Genomic DNA, 16,330 nt, shown 5'->3' on the forward strand with positions numbered 1-16,330 from the left:
GACCGCCATGCCGTCGTGACGATGTCCACGCAAGCTGGAGGAGAAAGGCGCCATGCTGCCGCGTCGCGTATGGGTTAGCGCGTTGTTGTTCGCGACAATCGTACGGTAAGAATCCGTTTACCGCGAACGCCGATCTCGCGGATTTCATGGACACCTCGATAGAACCCCGAACAGCGGTCCGAATGGCGCGTGATCTGATTCAGATCGCGCGGCCCGTGGATATCCCACGACATGGGCGGGATTTTTTCACCCCTGCCCCGATGCCGTTATGCCCGTGTTTACGTGTCGCGTTGCGCGGCTGACGCAGAAAACCGCAGCCCGATGCAGTCGAACTGCAAACTTCTCTTCAATATCCGTATTAGCACGGAGCATGAAATTAACGGGACCGTGAAATGGGTTGCCTAACGATCTAGGTGCGGACTTCCGCCGATTCCAGGCGCGGCGCAGGCGTCGAGGTCCAGCTCAGTAAGGCGTAACCATGGATGATCTGTTGCGGGAGTTTCTGACGGAGACCAGCGAGAGCCTGGACACCGTCGACAATCAGCTGGTGAAGTTCGAGCAGGAGCCGAACAACGCCAAGATCCTGGATAACATCTTCCGCCTGGTCCACACCATCAAGGGTACGTGCGGCTTCTTGGGTCTGCCGCGGCTTGAAGCGCTGGCGCATGCCGGCGAGACCCTGATGAGCAAATTCCGCGACGGCATGCCGGTGACGGGTGCGGCGGTGACGCTGATCCTGTCCTCGATCGATCGCATCAAGGAGATCCTCGCAGGTCTCGAGGCCACCGAAGCCGAGCCCGAAGGCAACGACCGCGATCTCATCGACAAGCTGGAAGCGATGGTCGAGCAGGGCATGGCCGCCATGTCGGCGTCGGCTTCGCCGATCGCGTCAGGCTCGGCGCAGCCGATGCCGGCCGCGGGCGCCGCGGCTGCCGTTGCCGTTGCCGACGCGCCGCCGCTGGTGCCGGAAGCACCAAGCGCTGCGCCGGCCAAGGAGATGACCACGGGCACGCTGATCGAGCAGACGCTGGAGCGCCCCTTGCGTCCGGGCGAAGTCTCGCTCGACGAGCTCGAGCGCGCCTTCCGCGAGACCGCGATCGAAGCGCCTGCGCCGGTTGCCGGGGCTGAAGCGAAGGCCGAGCCCGCTGCTGCAGCCCCGGCTGCCAGGGAAAAGGAAACCAGCAGGGAAATTGCAAAGCCGGTCAGGGAGAAGGCCGCGCCGAAGAAGTCGATGGCCGACGAGGTGGCTTCCGAAGGCGAGCGCATCGCCAACCAGTCGATCCGCGTCAACGTGGATACGCTGGAGCATCTGATGACCATGGTCTCCGAGCTGGTCTTGACCCGCAACCAGCTGCTGGAGATCTCGAGGCGCAACGAGGACACCGAGTTCAAGGTGCCGTTGCAGCGCCTCTCCAACGTCACCGCCGAGCTGCAGGAAGGCGTCATGAAGACGCGCATGCAGCCGATCGGCAATGCCTGGCAGAAGCTGCCCCGCATCGTGCGCGATCTCTCATCCGAACTCGGCAAGCAGATCGAGCTGGAGATGCACGGCGCCGACACCGAGCTCGACCGCCAGGTGCTCGACCTGATCAAGGACCCGCTCACCCACATGGTGCGCAACTCCGCCGATCACGGCCTGGAGACCCCCGCCGAGCGCACCGCGAACGGCAAGGGCGAGCAGGGCACCATCCGCCTCTCGGCCTATCACGAAGGCGGCCACATCATCATCTGCATCGCCGACAACGGCCGCGGCCTCAACACCGAGAAGATCAAGGCCAAGGCGATCTCCTCCGGTCTGGCCACCGAGGCCGAGCTCGAGAAGATGTCGGAAGCCCAGATCCACAAGTTCATCTTCGCGCCCGGCTTCTCCACCGCGGCCGCCATCACCTCGGTATCGGGGCGCGGCGTCGGCATGGACGTGGTCCGCACCAATATCGACCAGATCGGCGGCACCATCGACATCAAGTCGGTCGCCGGCGAGGGCTCGTCCGTCACCATCAAGATCCCGCTGACGCTGGCGATCGTCTCGGCCCTGATCGTGGAGGCCGCCGGTGACCGCTTTGCGATCCCGCAGCTCTCGGTGGTCGAGCTGGTGCGCGCCCGCGCCAACAGCGAGCACCGCATCGAGCGCATCAAGGACACCGCGGTGCTGCGGCTGCGCAACAAGCTGTTGCCGCTGATCCACCTGAAGAAGCTCTTGAAGATCGACGACGGCGCGGCGTCCGATCCCGAGAACGGCTTCATCGTGGTCACCCAGGTCGGCAGCCAGACCTTCGGCATCGTCGTCGACGGCGTGTTCCACACCGAGGAAATCGTGGTCAAGCCGATGTCGACGAAGCTGCGTCACATCGACATGTTCTCGGGCAACACCATCCTGGGCGATGGCGCGGTCATCATGATCATCGACCCCAACGGCATTGCCAAAGCGCTCGGCGCCGCCGGTTCCTCGGCCCACGACATGGGCGATGACAATGGCGCGCACCATATCGGCTCGGGCGAGCAGACCACTTCGCTGCTGGTGTTCCGCGCCGGCTCCAACCAGCCCAAGGCGGTCCCGCTCGGGCTCGTCACCCGCCTCGAAGAGCTCCCCGCCGACAAGATCGAGTTCAGCAACGGCCGCTACATGGTGCAGTACCGCGAGCAGCTGATGCCGCTCGTCTCCATGGACGGCGTCACCATCGCGAGCCAGGGCGCCCAGCCGATCCTGGTGTTCGCCGATGACGGCCGCTCCATGGGCCTCGTCGTCGACGAGATCATCGACATCGTCGAGGAACGCCTCAACATCGAGGTCGGCGGCTCGGCCAGCGGCATCCTCGGCTCGGCCGTGATCAAGGGCCAGGCCACCGAGGTGATCGATGTCGGCCACTTCCTGCCCATGGCGTTCGCCGACTGGTTCACCCGCAAGGAGATGAAGCCGTCGATGCATTCGCAGTCGGTGCTGCTGGTCGACGACAGCGCCTTCTTCCGCAACATGCTGGCGCCGGTGCTCAAGGCCGCCGGCTACCGTGTCCGCACCGCGCCGACCGCGCAGGAGGGCCTGGCCGCCCTGCGTGCGCAGAGCTTCGACGTGGTGCTGACCGACATCGAGATGCCCGACATGAACGGGTTCGAGTTCGCGGAAACGATCCGCTCCGACAGCAATCTGGGTGCGATGCCGATCATCGGCCTGTCCGCCCTGGTGTCGCCGGCGGCGATCGAGCGCGGCCGTCAGGCCGGCTTCCACGACTATGTCGCCAAGTTCGACCGTCCCGGTCTGATCGCGGCGCTGAAGGAGCAGACCGCGGGCGCCGCCGGTGCCTCCGAGCTGAGCCGGGCCGCGGCGTAACAGCATGATCCGGACAAGTGTGAAGCGGTTTTCCGAAATGATCATGCTCAAACCAGAGAGCGGCGAGGGACCAGGGGAGACGGTATGAGCAAGAAGACCCAGATCGGCGAAGGCGCCATGGTCGAATACGTCACCGCGATGATCGGCGGCCAGCTGTTCGGCCTGCCGATCTCGCGCGTCCAGGACGTGTTCATGCCGGAGCGCGTCACCCGCGTTCCCCTGTCCTCGCACGAGATCGCAGGCGTTCTGAACCTGCGCGGCCGCATCGTCACCGTCATCGACATGCGCGCCCGTCTCGGCCTGCCCAGGGACGAGGACGGCAAGACGCCGATGGCGGTCGGTGTCGACCTGCGCGGCGAATCCTATGGCCTCCTGATCGATCAGATCGGCGAGGTGCTGCGCCTGCCCGAGGATGGCAAGGAAGAGAACCCGGTCAACCTCGACCCCCGCATGGCCAAGCTCGCCGGCGGCGTTCACCGGCTCGAGGGACAGCTCATGGTCGTCCTCGACGTCGATCGCGTGCTCGAGCTCAAGACCGAAGTGCAAATGGCTGCCTGAATATTCACGAAACACATTTAAGCCGGAGATCCAAGATGAAGACCTGTTTGGTGGTTGACGATTCCAGCATCGTTCGCAAGGTCGCGCGCCGCATCGTCGAAGCGCTCGGCTTTCACGTCATTGAAGCGGAAGACGGCGTCGAAGCGCTGGTCCATTGCAAGAAGGCGATGCCGGAAGCGATCCTGCTCGACTGGAACATGCCCGTGATGGATGGCTTCCAGTTCCTGGGCACGCTTCGCCGCATGCCTGGCGGCGAAGACCCACGGGTGGTGTTCTGCACCACCGAGAACGGCATCGACCACATCACCAAGGCGATGGGCGGCGGCGCCAACGAGTACATCATGAAGCCGTTCGACAAGGAAATCGTGTTGGCGAAGTTCCAGGAAGTCGGGTTGGTCGCGCGCGAAGAAGAAACAGCCGCCTGAAAATACATCTGCCAGCAGCGTCAAGAGGTGTCCTGTGAACGCGCCCGATTATGAGTATCTGCGTAAATTGCTGAAGGAGCGCTCCGGTCTCGACCTGTCCGCGGACAAGCAATATCTGATCGAAAGCCGCCTGCTTCCGCTGGCGCGCAAGGCCGGGCTCTCCGGTATTCCCGAGCTCGTACAGAAGCTGCAAGGCGGTTCGAGTGCGCTGATCACCAGCGTGGTCGAAGCCATGACCACGAACGAGACCTTCTTCTTCCGCGACAAGGTCCCGTTCGACCATTTCCGCGACACCATTATGCCTGAGGTGCTCAAGGCCCGTGCCGGCCGCCGCAGCGTGCGAATCTGGTGTGCCGCAGGCTCGACCGGGCAGGAGCCCTATTCGCTGGCGATGACGCTGAAGGAGATGAGCGCGGCCCTGAGCGGCTGGCGCGTCGAGATCATCGCCACCGACCTCTCGCAGGAGGTGCTCGAGAAGGCCAAGTCCGGCGTCTACAGCCAGTTCGAGGTGCAGCGCGGCCTGCCGATCCAGATGCTGATGAAACATTTCAAGCAGACCGGAGAGACATGGCAGGTCAATCCCGAGCTGCGCGCCATGATCCAGCACCGGCAGCTCAATCTGCTCCAGGACTTCTCACACCTCGGTACGTTCGACGTGATCTTCTGCCGCAATGTGCTGATCTATTTCGACCAGGAGACCAAGATCAACATCTTCAACCGCCTTGCCCGGCAGATCGAGCCCGACGGCTTCCTGGTGCTCGGCGCAGCGGAGACCGTGGTCGGACTGACCGATACGTTCAAGCCGATTGCGGATCGCCGCGGCCTGTACAAGCCGAACGACGCGCGTGCGGTGGCGGCCAATGCTGCAGCGGCCCCGCGCATGGCGGCGATGGCGGGACGATAGGCATGGCCGAGGACGGCAAAGGCGTCGAGCGCGTCACGTTCAGTCGCGGCTATGATGTCTGCATCATGGCCATCGACGGCACGTGGCGGCGCGACTGTACGCTCAATGCGATTTCCGACAGCGACGCCATCCTCACGGTGGAGGGCTCCATTCAGGGGTTGAACCTGAAGGAGTTTTTCCTGCTGCTGTCATCCACCGGGCTTGCCTACCGCCGTTGCGAGCTCGTGCGCGTCAACGGCGCCGAGATGGACATCCAGTTCCTGCGTGGCAAGAACCGCAAGAAGCGTGGCGCTGCCGGCGACCATGATGCGGTGGCGTGATCGCCAGGGCGTCACACGCGACGCTTCCCGACGCGTTGCTTCACATTTTCTGAAAACATCGGAGCGAATTCCAAGGTCCGGCTTTACGCGGCTTAAGCGTGCACCGTGTATCGATTGACGGTCGCAATCTCAGGGTCCGGCCATGCCAAGAAGCTCTCTTTCCCCCATCTCCTCAAACCTGCCCGATGCCGCCGAGCGGCGCGCGCTTCAGCTCCTCGTGGTCGATGACGATGCCACGCAGCGCAGCCTGATCACGGTGGCCGCCAAGCAGGCGGGCCACGAGGTCACCGTCGCGCCCTCGGTCGCCGAAGCGATCGAAAAGCTGCGCGCCGCGCGCTTCGACTGCGTGACGCTCGATCTCCTGCTGGAGGATGGTGACGGCATCGACGTCCTGCGGGAGATGGCTGCGGCGAAATTCACGGGCTTCGTGATCGTGATCAGCGGCATGGACGGCAAGCGCCGCAGCGCCGCCCGCAGCTTTGCCCGCTCCGTCGGGATCGAGCTGCAGAGCCTGCCGAAGCCGCTGGATCTCGCCGCGCTGCGCATCAGCCTCGCCAATCTCGGCAAGACGGCGATGGGCCTGCCGACGATTCATACCTGGGGCGGCGTCGCCAGCGACGCGATCGTGGAGCGGCACCGCGCCTGAGGCGCGGAACTGCATGCAATCGGCTGCGGCAATTCAGCCGCGCTGATGCACAACTAGGGCGGATTGCCGGATTCCGACAGTTTTTGCAGGGCCTGGCGGAGCTCCGCCCGGCAGGTATTGAGGGCCGCGCTTGCCGCGGCATAACGGGGCGTGATGTCGTCGAGCACGACGATCTCGATGGAACCCAAGTCGGCGCCCAAGGTAGCGCTGTCGTCCTCCGAGTCCATATCATCATAGGTCATGGCAGCGTCGATCAGACGCATGCTGATGTCGATGCGTGCGATCAGGGAACGCAGTTCGGCAGCGATCAGCTGACGACTGTCGGTTTCGGCCATCGCAGCGAGCGGGGGTGTGCCGGCGTAATTTAGCATGGATATTCTCCGTCCCCCGCAATAAGGCACCTTGCCGCTACTTGTGCGTTAAGTTCATGTCCCGTACAAATGCGGGTGGGCCGAACCTGCGCCGAAAACCATGGATTGGGGCGCGGGCACGATCCTTGAATGCCAAATGGACTTGGCGGTCGCCTTGGCAAATGGACATGGCACATGGTCGAACAAACCTCCCGTGGTGAGATTTTCGTGGTCGACGACGACCCGGCTGTTCGCGACACCCTGTCGATGGTGTTGAAGGCGGCGGGCTATGAGGTGATCTGTTTCGCGGACGGCGCAGCACTGCTTTCCGTCGCGCGCAGCCGCACACCGGCCGCGGTCCTGCTCGACGTGAACATTCCCGGAAAGTCCGGCCTCGACATTCTCAAGGAGCTGCACGGCGAGGACTATCCGGCTCCGATCTTCATGATCTCCGGCCAGGGTGACATTGCGATGGCGGTGGGCGCGATCAAGAGCGGCGCGCTCGATTTCATCGAGAAGCCGTTTCGCGGCAGTGAGATCGTCGGCCGTCTGGATGAAGCCATCGGCGCCTATGCACGCAGGCAGTCGGAGAGCGCCTCGCCCAAATTCGGCTCGCTGCATTTCCCCGGGCGTGAGCCGCTGACCCGTCGGGAGCGTGAGGTGCTCGAGCAATTCGCTGCCGGTGCTTCCAACAAGGAAGCCGGCCGCACCCTCGGCATCAGCCCGCGCACGATCGAGGATCACCGCGCCAACATCATGAAGAAGCTCGGCGCCCGCAATGCCGCCGACCTGATCCGGATCGTGATGACGGCGGCCCAGCGCGCGTCGTAGCTCCATCCGGGCTACTGTCGTTCACTCGAGCCGGCGCCGACGTCAACTGCTCAGCGCTTTGCGGATGATCCGCGCCAGATCCGACTTGCGATAAGGCTTCGCCAGCAGCAGCACACCCGAATCCAGCCGGCCGTGGTGGATGATCGCGTTCTCGGTATAGCCTGATGTGTAGACCACCCTCAGGTCGGGCCGCGTCTTCAACACCTCGTCGGCGAGCTGCCGTCCGTTCATCTTGCCCGGCATGATGACGTCGGTGAACAGCAGATCGAACGGCTTGCCGCTCGCAACGATCGTGAGCGCGTCGGCGGCATTGGCTGCCTGCAAGGTGACGTAACCGAGCGAGTGCAGCTGGGCGAGCACATATTCGCGAACCAGGCGGTCGTCCTCGACCACGAGGATGGTCTCGTGCCCACCCTCGACCGTCGTCGCCGGGACGCCGTCATTGACCGCCGTCGGCGTCTTGCCCGGCGGCAGATACATCTTGATCGTGGTGCCGTGGCCTTCCTCGCTGTAGATCTTGATGTGCCCCGCGGACTGCTTGATGAAGCCGTAGACCATCGAGAGCCCGAGCCCGGTGCCCTTGCCCGGGCCTTTCGAGGTGAAGAAGGGATCGAACACGCGCGCCAGCATGTGGGATGGAATGCCGGTGCCGGTGTCGCTCACCGCGATCATCATGTATTGGCCGGGCCGCACGTCGTTCACGCTGGCATAGATCTCGTCGAGATAGGCAGCGCCGGTCTCCACGATCAGCTTGCCGCCGGCAGGCATCGCGTCGCGCGCATTGAGGGCGAGGTTGAGGATCGCCGTGGTGAGCTGGTTCGGGTCGACGATCGCGACGCAGCTCTCGTCCTCGAACACGGATTCGATCTGGATCTGCTCGCCCAGGGTCGGCCGCAACAGTCTTGCGGTGTCGATGATCAGCGAATTGACGTCGATCTCGCGCGGCTGAAGCGGTTGCTTGCGCGCGAAGGCGAGCAGATGCTGGGTCAGCTCGGCGCCGCGCCCGGCCGCCTCGTCGATCATTTTCGTGATCGCGGCCAGCCGCGGATCCTTGGCGACGGCATCGGCCAGGATCTCGATGGTCCCGGTGATGACGGTGAGGATGTTGTTGAAATCATGCGCCACGCCGCCGGTGAGCTGGCCCACCGCCTCCATCTTCTCGGCATGGCGGATGCGCTCCTCGGACGCGATCTTGTCGGTGAGGTCGCGGTAGAACACGTTGAACAGAATGCCCTCGCGGCGCTGCAGCGCAGTGACGCTCAGCTCGGCCCTGAATTCCTTGCCGTCGCGGCGGCGGACCATGAGTTCGCGGCGGCGGTTGAGCGTCTGCTCTTCCGCGGAATCGAGGAACCGGGCGAGGCCGGTCTCGACCCTTTCGCGCTCGCTCTCCGCGACGATCAGGTCGACCGCGTTCCTGCCGAGCGCCTCGTCGCGCCGCCAGCCGAACAGCTCCTCGGCCCGCGAGCTCCAGTTCAGGATGGTGCTGCGATCGTCGGTCTGGACGAAGGCGTCGAGCGCGGTCTCGACGATGTTACGGGCAAGCTGCTCGCTGTCACGCAAGGATTCGGCCGCGAGCCTGGCCTCGGTCATGTCGCGCCCGACGAAGAAGAAGCGCTTGGCTTGATCCGACCAATTGCCGAGCCAGGAGAGCCAGACCTCGCGCCCGTCCTTGTGGAAGACCCGGGTGTCGGCCAGCTTCGGGTGTCCGCCGTGCCGGAGCGCGCGCATCTCCGCGCGGGATCGATCGAGGTGGTCGGGGTGAATGAAATCGACGCCGGTATGCCCGATCATCTCGTCGGGCCGGTAGCCGAGAATGGTCTCGCAGCTCGGGTTGATCTGCACGATCTCGCCGTGCGAGTTCGTGATCATGATCAGGTCCTGCGAGGTGTCGAACAGCTGCCGCCGTTCCTCGAGGGTCTGTTGCAGCGCCCGCTCGGCCCGCCGCGCCTCGGTCAGGCTGCGCGCCGAGCCCGAGACGCCGACGATCTCGCCTGACGGTCCCCTGATCGGGGACAGGCTGAGAGAGATCTCGACCGGAGTTCCGTCCTTGCGCAGGCGCACCGTCTCGAAGCGTTCGATCGGCTCGCCCCGGGCAATCCTCCGCAGGTAGTCCTTGCCTTGTTCCCGGCGGTCGGCCGGGACGATGATCGCGGTGGACTTTCCGATCGCCTCATCCGCCGTATAGAAATAGAGGCGTTCGGCGGCGGGATTCCAGCCGGTGATGATGGCATCGAGCGACTGCATCACAATCGCATCGTCCGATGACTCGACCGCGGCGCTGAACAGGCGCTCGCGCGCTTCGTGATGGATTCGCGCGGCCTCGGTTCGGCGATGCTCCTCGATCTCGCGTTCGAGCGCGGCCGTCTTGGCCCGCATCTCTTCGACCATTCGGGCAAAGGCCCGCGCCAGCACACCGGTCTCACCGCCGGCATCGACGGGGATGTCGGCGGCCCGCCCCCTGCCGATCGCCTCCACCGCGGCGGTCAGGCGCCCGATCGGGCTGGTCAATGAGCGCGCCAGCAACACGGCGAGCGAAGCTGCGGCAAGGACGGCCAGCACGCCGACAACCAGGGAGGTTTTCTGGACCGCCGCCGGCACGCGGTTGAACACCGGCGGAGGCACCCTCTCGATGACTGCGATCCATTCCTTGCCTGCGAGCAAGGTCGGCGCGATCGCCGCTCCGCTCGGCTTGCCCGACGGGTCGGTCATCAGTTCCGTGGCTCCATCCAGCGTGCCGGCCCGGGCTGCGAAAAACGGAAAATCGTGCCGCCAGTCGGTCGGATGGCCGCGCAACGAGCCGAACTCCTGCGCGCGGTCGGGATGAACGAGATAGTCGCCGCGCGCATTCACGACGAAAATTTCGCTCCCGGCCCCTGCCGTCGAGCGCACCCGGTCGAGTGCGGGCCGCATGTCGATATTGGCGATGATGATGCCGAACGGCTTGCCGTCGGGCGTGAACAGGGGGATCGCGACCCGCAATGTCGGAATGTGGAGATCCGTGGTGCCGCCCTGGCGGCTGGCAAGATCGACGGATGAGACATAGATCTCGCCCGGCGGCAGCCGGATCGTGTCTTGGAAATAGGCTCGCTCGCTCTTGCGCTCCAGTTCGCCGTTGGGGACGATCCGCGCCGTTCCATTGGGACCGGAGCGATCGACGCGGACCAGTTCGCGCTGATCGTCGTCAATGCCGATGATGCGAAACTGCCCGTAGCCGGGTTTGGCGTCGATCTCGGCCGCGAGCCGCTCTGCGATGCGCTCGCGCCAGGTTTGCTCCGAAACGCCGTCGAGAGCATCGATGCCGCCTCCGATATGGGCGCGGATCAGGCCGTTGATCGCGGCGGCGGAGCGATAGCCGAGCAGATCGCCGCGCGCTCCGGCGACGTAGGATTCGAGATTGCTTGCCAGCAGCCGCGATTGGGCTTCGACGCGTTCCAGGACCCGCGGGATGACGGCCTGGGTGGCATTGCGATAGCTCAACCAGCCGACGGCGGCCACGGTCACCGCCACCAGCAGGATCATCGCGATGGCGAGCCGGGTTGCGAGCGTCAGGGGAATATTGGCGTCGCCCCCGGAATTGCGGCGCCCATTCCGGCCTGGAACGGAACGAACGTCCTTGTCATCGGCCGCCGGTGCTGACATCGGCCCCCTCCGACTCGCCTGCCTTCAGGCAGCGGTCGACCGCCGCAAACAGCGCATCCACCCGGAACGGCTTCTGCAAGCTCGTGACCGCGCCGAGCTTGGTCGCCATCTTCAGGAAATTCGGCTCGGCATAGCTATCCGGCGTGATCGATCGGCCGGATATGACGACGATCGGTATTTTCGGCTGCAGTCCCTGGATGTGCCGCATGGTTTCCAGCCCGTCCATGCCTGGCATGAAGATGTCGAGCAACAGCAAATCGAACTGGCTGCCTTCGAACAGAGCAAGGGCCTTGCGACCGTCGCCGGCGACCGTGACGTGGTGGCCGGCCCGCTCCAGCAGCATCCGGATCGTCCGCTGAACGGACGGGTCGTCATCCACGATCAGGATGTTGGCCACGTTAAACCTCCGGGATGGCGATGTGCCCCTCGACCCAAATCAAAGCTCCCGACTATGAAAGTCTTGCGCGGATCGTGCCCGCCCTGCAAGCACTTCGCGGCCGGCGGCACGGACAGGCTCGATCTTGCGTCGCGCTGGTGCCTATGCACCTCTACGTGCATAGCAGGGGCCCGCTCCGCCGCCCCCGGGGGTGCCTTGCGAGGGGTAGATGGCCTGTGAGAAGAGCAGGTCAGATTTTCCGACGGACGAGGATCATGATCAAGAAGAAAACACCCGACCAGTTCCGCAGCGCGCGCTGGTTTGCGCCCGACGATCTCCGCTCGTTCGGCCACCGCTCCCGCGCCATGCAGATGGGCTACGCCCCGGAGGAGTGGAAGGACCGGCCCTGCATCGCGATCATCAACACCTGGTCCGACGCGCAGCCGTGCCACATGCACTTCAAGTCGCGCGTCGACGACGTCAAGCGCGGCATCCTGATGGCCGGCGGCCTGCCGGTGGAATTGCCGGCGCTGTCGCTGTCGGAATCGCTGCTGAAGCCGACCACGATGCTCTATCGCAATCTCCTTGCAATGGAAGCCGAGGAGCTGCTGCGCAGCCATCCCGTCGACGGCGTGGTGCTGATGGGCGGCTGCGACAAGACCACGCCCGCGCTGCTGCTGGGCGCAACCTCGATGAACATCCCGGCGATCTATCTGCCGGCGGGACCGATGCTGCGCGGCAATTGGAAGGGCAAGACGCTCGGCTCCGGCTCCGATGGGTGGAAATATTGGGACGAGCGGCGTGCCGGAAAGATCTCCGACAAGGACTGGCTCGACATTGAAGCCGGCATCGCCCGCAGCTATGGCACCTGCATGACCATGGGCACGGCCTCGACCATGACCGCGATCGCGGAAGCGATCGGCATGACGCTGCCGGGCGCCTCCTCGATTCCGGCCGCCGACGCCAATCATATCCGCATGGCCTCGGAATGCGGCCGCCGCATCGTCGAGATGGTGTGGGAGGACCTGACGCCGAAGACGATCCAGACCCGGAAAGCCTTCGAGAACGCGATCGCGGTCGCGATGGCGATGGGCTGCTCGACCAACGCGATCATCCATCTGATCGCGCAGGCCCGCCGCGCCGGACAGGACATCGGGCTCGACGATTTCGAGATCGCGAGCCGCAAGGTGCCTGTGATCGCCAATGTGCGTCCGAGCGGCGATGCTTATTTGATGGAAGACTTCTTCTATGCCGGCGGCCTGCCGGCGCTGATGGGAGAGATCAAGGATCATCTGCACCTCGACTGCATCACGGTGACCGGCAAGACCCTTGGCGAGAACATCGAGGGCGCCGAGGTGCACAATGCCGATGTGATCCGCTCCGTCGGCAATCCCATCTACAAGGAGGGCGCGCTCGCGGTGCTCAAGGGCAATCTCGCGCCCGATGGCTGCGTCATCAAGCCCTCCGCCTGTGCGCCACGCTTCCTCAAGCACACCGGACCCGCGCTGGTGTTCGACGACTATCCGTCGATGAAGAAGGCGGTCGACGATCCCAACCTCGATGTCACCGAGGACCACATCCTCATCCTGCGCAATGCCGGCCCGCAGGGCGGTCCCGGCATGCCGGAATGGGGCATGCTGCCGATTCCGACCAAACTCGTGAAGCAGGGCGTGCGCGACATGGTGCGCATCTCCGATGCGCGCATGAGCGGTACCAGCTACGGCGCCTGTATCCTGCACGTCTCGCCGGAGTCCTATATCGGCGGCCCGCTGGCGCTGGTGCAGAACGGCGACCGCATCACGCTCGACGTCGCCGCCCGCACCATCGATCTCGACGTCCCCGAGGCTGAACTGGAAAAACGCCGCGCCGCCTGGAAGCAGCCCGAGCGCCGCTTCGAGCGCGGCTACGGCTGGATGTTCACAAAACACATCAAGCAGGCCAATGACGGCTGCGACTTCGATTTCCTCGAGACCGATTTCGGCGCGCCTGTCGGCGAGCCGTCCATTTACTGAGGGACGCACATGTCAAAGCTTTCCGAAGCCACCCGTACCAAGCTCAAATCCGTCTCCACCGCCACCGTCGCCACCGCGCTGTTCAAGCGCGGCTTGCGCATCCAGATGATCCAGGATGTGCATCCCGTCGGGCCGGACAAGCCGACTATGGTCGGTGAGGCCTTCACGCTGCGCTACATGCCGGCGCGCGAGGATCTCAACACCATCGACGTCTTCAGGGATCGTTCCCATCCGCAGCGCAAGGCTGTCGAGGATTGTCCCGCGGGCGCGGTGCTGGTGATGGACAGCCGCAAGGACGCGCGCGCGGCCTCGGCCGGCGCGATCCTGGTGACGCGCTTGATGAAGCGCGGTGTCGCCGGCGTCGTCACCGATGGCGGATTTCGCGATTCCGCCGAGATCGCCAAGCTCGGCATTCCCGCCTACCACCATCGCCCCTCGGCGCCGACCAATCTCACGCTGCACCAGGCGATCGAGATCAACGTTCCCATCGGTTGCGGCGATGCGCCGGTGTTTCCCGGTGACGTCATTCTGGGCGATGCCGACGGCGTCATCGTGATCCCAGCCCATCTCGCCGATGAGATCGCCAACGAAACCTTCGAGATGACCGCGTTCGAGGATTTCGTCACCGAGGAAGTAGGCCGAGGCCGCGGCATCTTCGGCCTCTATCCCGCGACGGATCCGCAGACACTCACCGACTTCGCGGAATGGCGGAAGAGGAACGGCCGCTAAGTTGAGCGCAGCGTCGTCCTGACGAAAGCCGGGACGACGCTGGGGCTATACCCCAGCCTCCGCCATCCCCGTTGCCCACAGTGCAAATGCGTAAACGATCGCGACTTCATCGAGCCGGTCGAAGCGTCCCGAGGCGCCGCCGTGGCCGGCGCCCATGTTGGTGCGCAACAGCACCGGACCGCCGCCGGTCATGGTCGCGCGCAGCCGCGCGATCCATTTGGCGGGCTCCCAATAGGTGACGCGCGGATCGGTCAGCCCGCCCATCGCCAGAATCGCCGGATAGTCCTTCGCCGCGACATTGTCGTAGGGCGAGTAGGACAGGATGGTGCGGAAATCCGTCTCGCTCTCGATCGGGTTGCCCCATTCGGGCCATTCCGGCGGCGTCAGCGGCAGCGTGTCGTCGAGCATGGTGTTGAGCACGTCGACGAACGGCACTTCGGCGACGATGCCTGCGAACAGTTCACCGGCACGGTTGGCCACCGCGCCCATCAGCATGCCGCCGGCCGAGCCGCCATGGCCGACGATGCGTTTGGCGCGCGTGTATTTCGCATCGATCAGCGCGCGGGCGCTGGCGGCGAAATCGTCGAACGAGTTGGTCTTCTTCTCGCGTTTGCCGTCGAGATACCAGCCCCAGCCCTTGTCGGCCCCGCCGCGGATATGGGCGATGGCATAGACAAAGCCGCGGTCGACCAGCGAAAGGCGGTTGGCGCTGAAGGAGGCCGGCATCGCCACGCCGTAGGAGCCATAGCCGTAAAGCAGAAGCGGCGCCGCGCCGTCGAGCTCGAGGCCGCGGCGATACAGGATCGAGACCGGCACCTCGGCGCCGTCTTGCGCTTTCGCCATGATGCGGGTGGTGACGTAATCGGCGGCGTTGTGGCCGGACGGAATCTCCTGGCGCTTGCGCAAGCTGCGCGTGCGCGTGACCATGTCGTAGTCATAGACTTCCGACGGCGTCGTCATCGACGAGTAAGAGAAGCGCAAATTCGTCGTGTCGAATTCGTAGGAGCCCATCGTATCGAGCGAATAGGCGGCCTCGTCGAAGGCGATCGCGTGCTCCTCTTTGGTCGCGAGATCGCGGATCACGATCGACGGCAATGCATTGGCGCGCTCCAGCCGCACCAGATGGCCGGCATAGAGATCGAGGTCGATGATGTAGATGCCCGGGCGATACGGGATCAGGTCGCGCCAGTTCTTGCGCTCGGGTGACGAAAGCGGCGCGGTGACGATCTTGAAGTCGATGGCATCCTCGGCATTGGTGAGGATGAACAGCTCCTCGCCGCGGTCGGCCAGCGAGTATTGCACGCCTTCCTCGCGTGCGGCGACGAGGCGCGGCGGCGCCTCGGGATGCGCGAGATCGATCAGCCGCTGCTCCGACGTCTCGTGGTCGCCACCGGCGATCACGCAGAAACGACCACTGGTGCTCTCGTGCAGATGGGTGAACCAGCCGGAATCCTGCTCTTCGTAGACCAGCGCGTCGTCGGCCTGCCGGGTGCCGAGCCTGTGCCGCCACACCTGCATGGGGCGGTGATTGTCGTCGAGCCTCACATAGAAGAAAGACTTCGCATCCGAGGCCCAGACCACGCCGCCATCGGTCTCTTCGACGACATCGTCGAGATCCTTGCCGCTTGCCCAGTCGCGCACGCGGATGGTGAAATACTCCGAGCCCTTGGTGTCGGCGCTCCAGGCCTGCAGCTTGTGATCGTTCGAGTGGCGGCTGCCGCCGAACTTGAAATATTTGTGGTCTTTTGCCAGCGCATCGCCGTCGAGCACGATATGCTCAACGCCGCCATCCCGCGGCATGCGGCCGAACAGCTCGTGCTGACCGCCCTCGCGAAACCGGCGGAAGTAGGCGAACGGTCCGTCCGGCGACGGCACGCTGGAATCGTCCTCCTTGATGCGACCGCGCATCTCGCGCACCAACGTCTTTTGCAGGCTTGCGGTATGGCCGAGCAGGCTCTCGGTGTAGCCGTTCTCCTCATCCAGATATTTGCGGATATCGGGATCGAGCACCGCGGGGTTACGCAGCACGTCCTGCCATTTCGCGTCCTTCAGCCACGCGTAATCGTCGATCACGGTGAGGCCGTGACGGGTGAACGAATGCGGCCGGCGCGGGGCGACGGGAACGGTCGGGGTTGTGCTGGCGGATTTGGGCAAATCGATCCTCGTGTCAGGGGGCGTGTCTTGCCCCTATATCAGATCGAACGCAGGGAATTTA

13 protein-coding genes are annotated in these 16,330 nt (G+C 64.6%); 9 read left to right on the forward strand and 4 right to left on the reverse strand.

Annotated features, from left to right (window positions below):
• Positions 1–478 precede the first annotated feature (478 nt).
• From ACVWZ4_RS13015 to ACVWZ4_RS13040, 6 genes are all read left to right on the forward strand, one after another.
• Positions 479–3,325, forward strand: coding sequence for a hybrid sensor histidine kinase/response regulator (locus tag ACVWZ4_RS13015; protein WP_456740437.1), 2,847 nt, complete (start codon positions 479–481; stop codon positions 3,323–3,325).
• A gap of 84 nt (positions 3,326–3,409) precedes the next feature.
• Complete coding sequence (locus ACVWZ4_RS13020; RefSeq protein WP_456736919.1) at positions 3,410–3,883, forward strand: chemotaxis protein CheW; 474 nt, start codon at positions 3,410–3,412, stop codon at positions 3,881–3,883.
• 35 nt (positions 3,884–3,918) lie between these two features.
• The gene (locus ACVWZ4_RS13025) at positions 3,919–4,308 is read left to right on the forward strand and encodes a response regulator (RefSeq protein WP_092239913.1); all 390 of its coding nucleotides are present in this window, start codon (positions 3,919–3,921) and stop codon (positions 4,306–4,308) included.
• 34 nt (positions 4,309–4,342) lie between these two features.
• Positions 4,343–5,212: a CheR family methyltransferase gene (locus tag ACVWZ4_RS13030; protein WP_456700256.1), complete on the forward strand. Its 870-nt coding sequence runs from the start codon at positions 4,343–4,345 to the stop codon at positions 5,210–5,212.
• A 2-nt stretch (positions 5,213–5,214) separates the two neighbouring features.
• The gene (locus ACVWZ4_RS13035; protein WP_456700255.1) at positions 5,215–5,532 is read left to right on the forward strand and encodes a PilZ domain-containing protein; all 318 of its coding nucleotides are present in this window, start codon (positions 5,215–5,217) and stop codon (positions 5,530–5,532) included.
• Between the two features lie 142 nt (positions 5,533–5,674).
• Positions 5,675–6,178 carry a response regulator gene (locus ACVWZ4_RS13040; protein ID WP_456700254.1) on the forward strand — a complete coding sequence of 168 codons (504 nt, stop codon included), beginning with the start codon at positions 5,675–5,677 and terminating at the stop codon, positions 6,176–6,178.
• Positions 6,179–6,231: 53 nt separating this feature from the next.
• Here the strand turns inward: ACVWZ4_RS13040 and ACVWZ4_RS13045 are convergent, their stop codons facing one another.
• Positions 6,232–6,549: a hypothetical protein gene (locus tag ACVWZ4_RS13045; RefSeq protein WP_456740438.1), complete on the reverse strand. Its 318-nt coding sequence runs from the start codon at positions 6,547–6,549 to the stop codon at positions 6,232–6,234.
• Between the two features lie 174 nt (positions 6,550–6,723).
• Here ACVWZ4_RS13045 and ACVWZ4_RS13050 point away from each other — a divergent pair, with 174 nt between their 5' ends.
• Positions 6,724–7,359 carry a response regulator transcription factor gene (locus ACVWZ4_RS13050; RefSeq protein ID WP_092239918.1) on the forward strand — a complete coding sequence of 212 codons (636 nt, stop codon included), beginning with the start codon at positions 6,724–6,726 and terminating at the stop codon, positions 7,357–7,359.
• A 42-nt stretch (positions 7,360–7,401) separates the two neighbouring features.
• Here the strand turns inward: ACVWZ4_RS13050 and ACVWZ4_RS13055 are convergent, their stop codons facing one another.
• Positions 7,402–10,998, reverse strand: coding sequence for a PAS domain S-box protein (locus tag ACVWZ4_RS13055; protein WP_456736922.1), 3,597 nt, complete (start codon positions 10,996–10,998; stop codon positions 7,402–7,404).
• The gene (locus tag ACVWZ4_RS13060; RefSeq protein ID WP_456736923.1) at positions 10,976–11,395 is read right to left on the reverse strand and encodes a response regulator; all 420 of its coding nucleotides are present in this window, start codon (positions 11,393–11,395) and stop codon (positions 10,976–10,978) included. The genes ACVWZ4_RS13055 and ACVWZ4_RS13060 overlap by 23 nt, the downstream gene beginning before the upstream one ends.
• Before the next feature lie 254 nt (positions 11,396–11,649).
• On the opposite strand from ACVWZ4_RS13060, the gene araD reads away from it, so the two are divergent.
• On the forward strand, positions 11,650–13,386 hold the full coding sequence (araD, locus tag ACVWZ4_RS13065) for an L-arabinonate dehydratase (RefSeq protein ID WP_456700250.1): 1,737 nt from the start codon (positions 11,650–11,652) through the stop codon (positions 13,384–13,386).
• 9 nt (positions 13,387–13,395) lie between these two features.
• Positions 13,396–14,115, forward strand: coding sequence for a ribonuclease activity regulator RraA (locus ACVWZ4_RS13070; protein WP_456700249.1), 720 nt, complete (start codon positions 13,396–13,398; stop codon positions 14,113–14,115).
• A 45-nt stretch (positions 14,116–14,160) separates the two neighbouring features.
• Here the strand turns inward: ACVWZ4_RS13070 and ACVWZ4_RS13075 are convergent, their stop codons facing one another.
• The gene (locus ACVWZ4_RS13075) at positions 14,161–16,269 is read right to left on the reverse strand and encodes a S9 family peptidase (protein WP_456700248.1); all 2,109 of its coding nucleotides are present in this window, start codon (positions 16,267–16,269) and stop codon (positions 14,161–14,163) included.
• Positions 16,270–16,330: the final 61 nt, after the last annotated feature.

The organism is Bradyrhizobium sp. USDA 4472 (assembly GCF_054058595.1).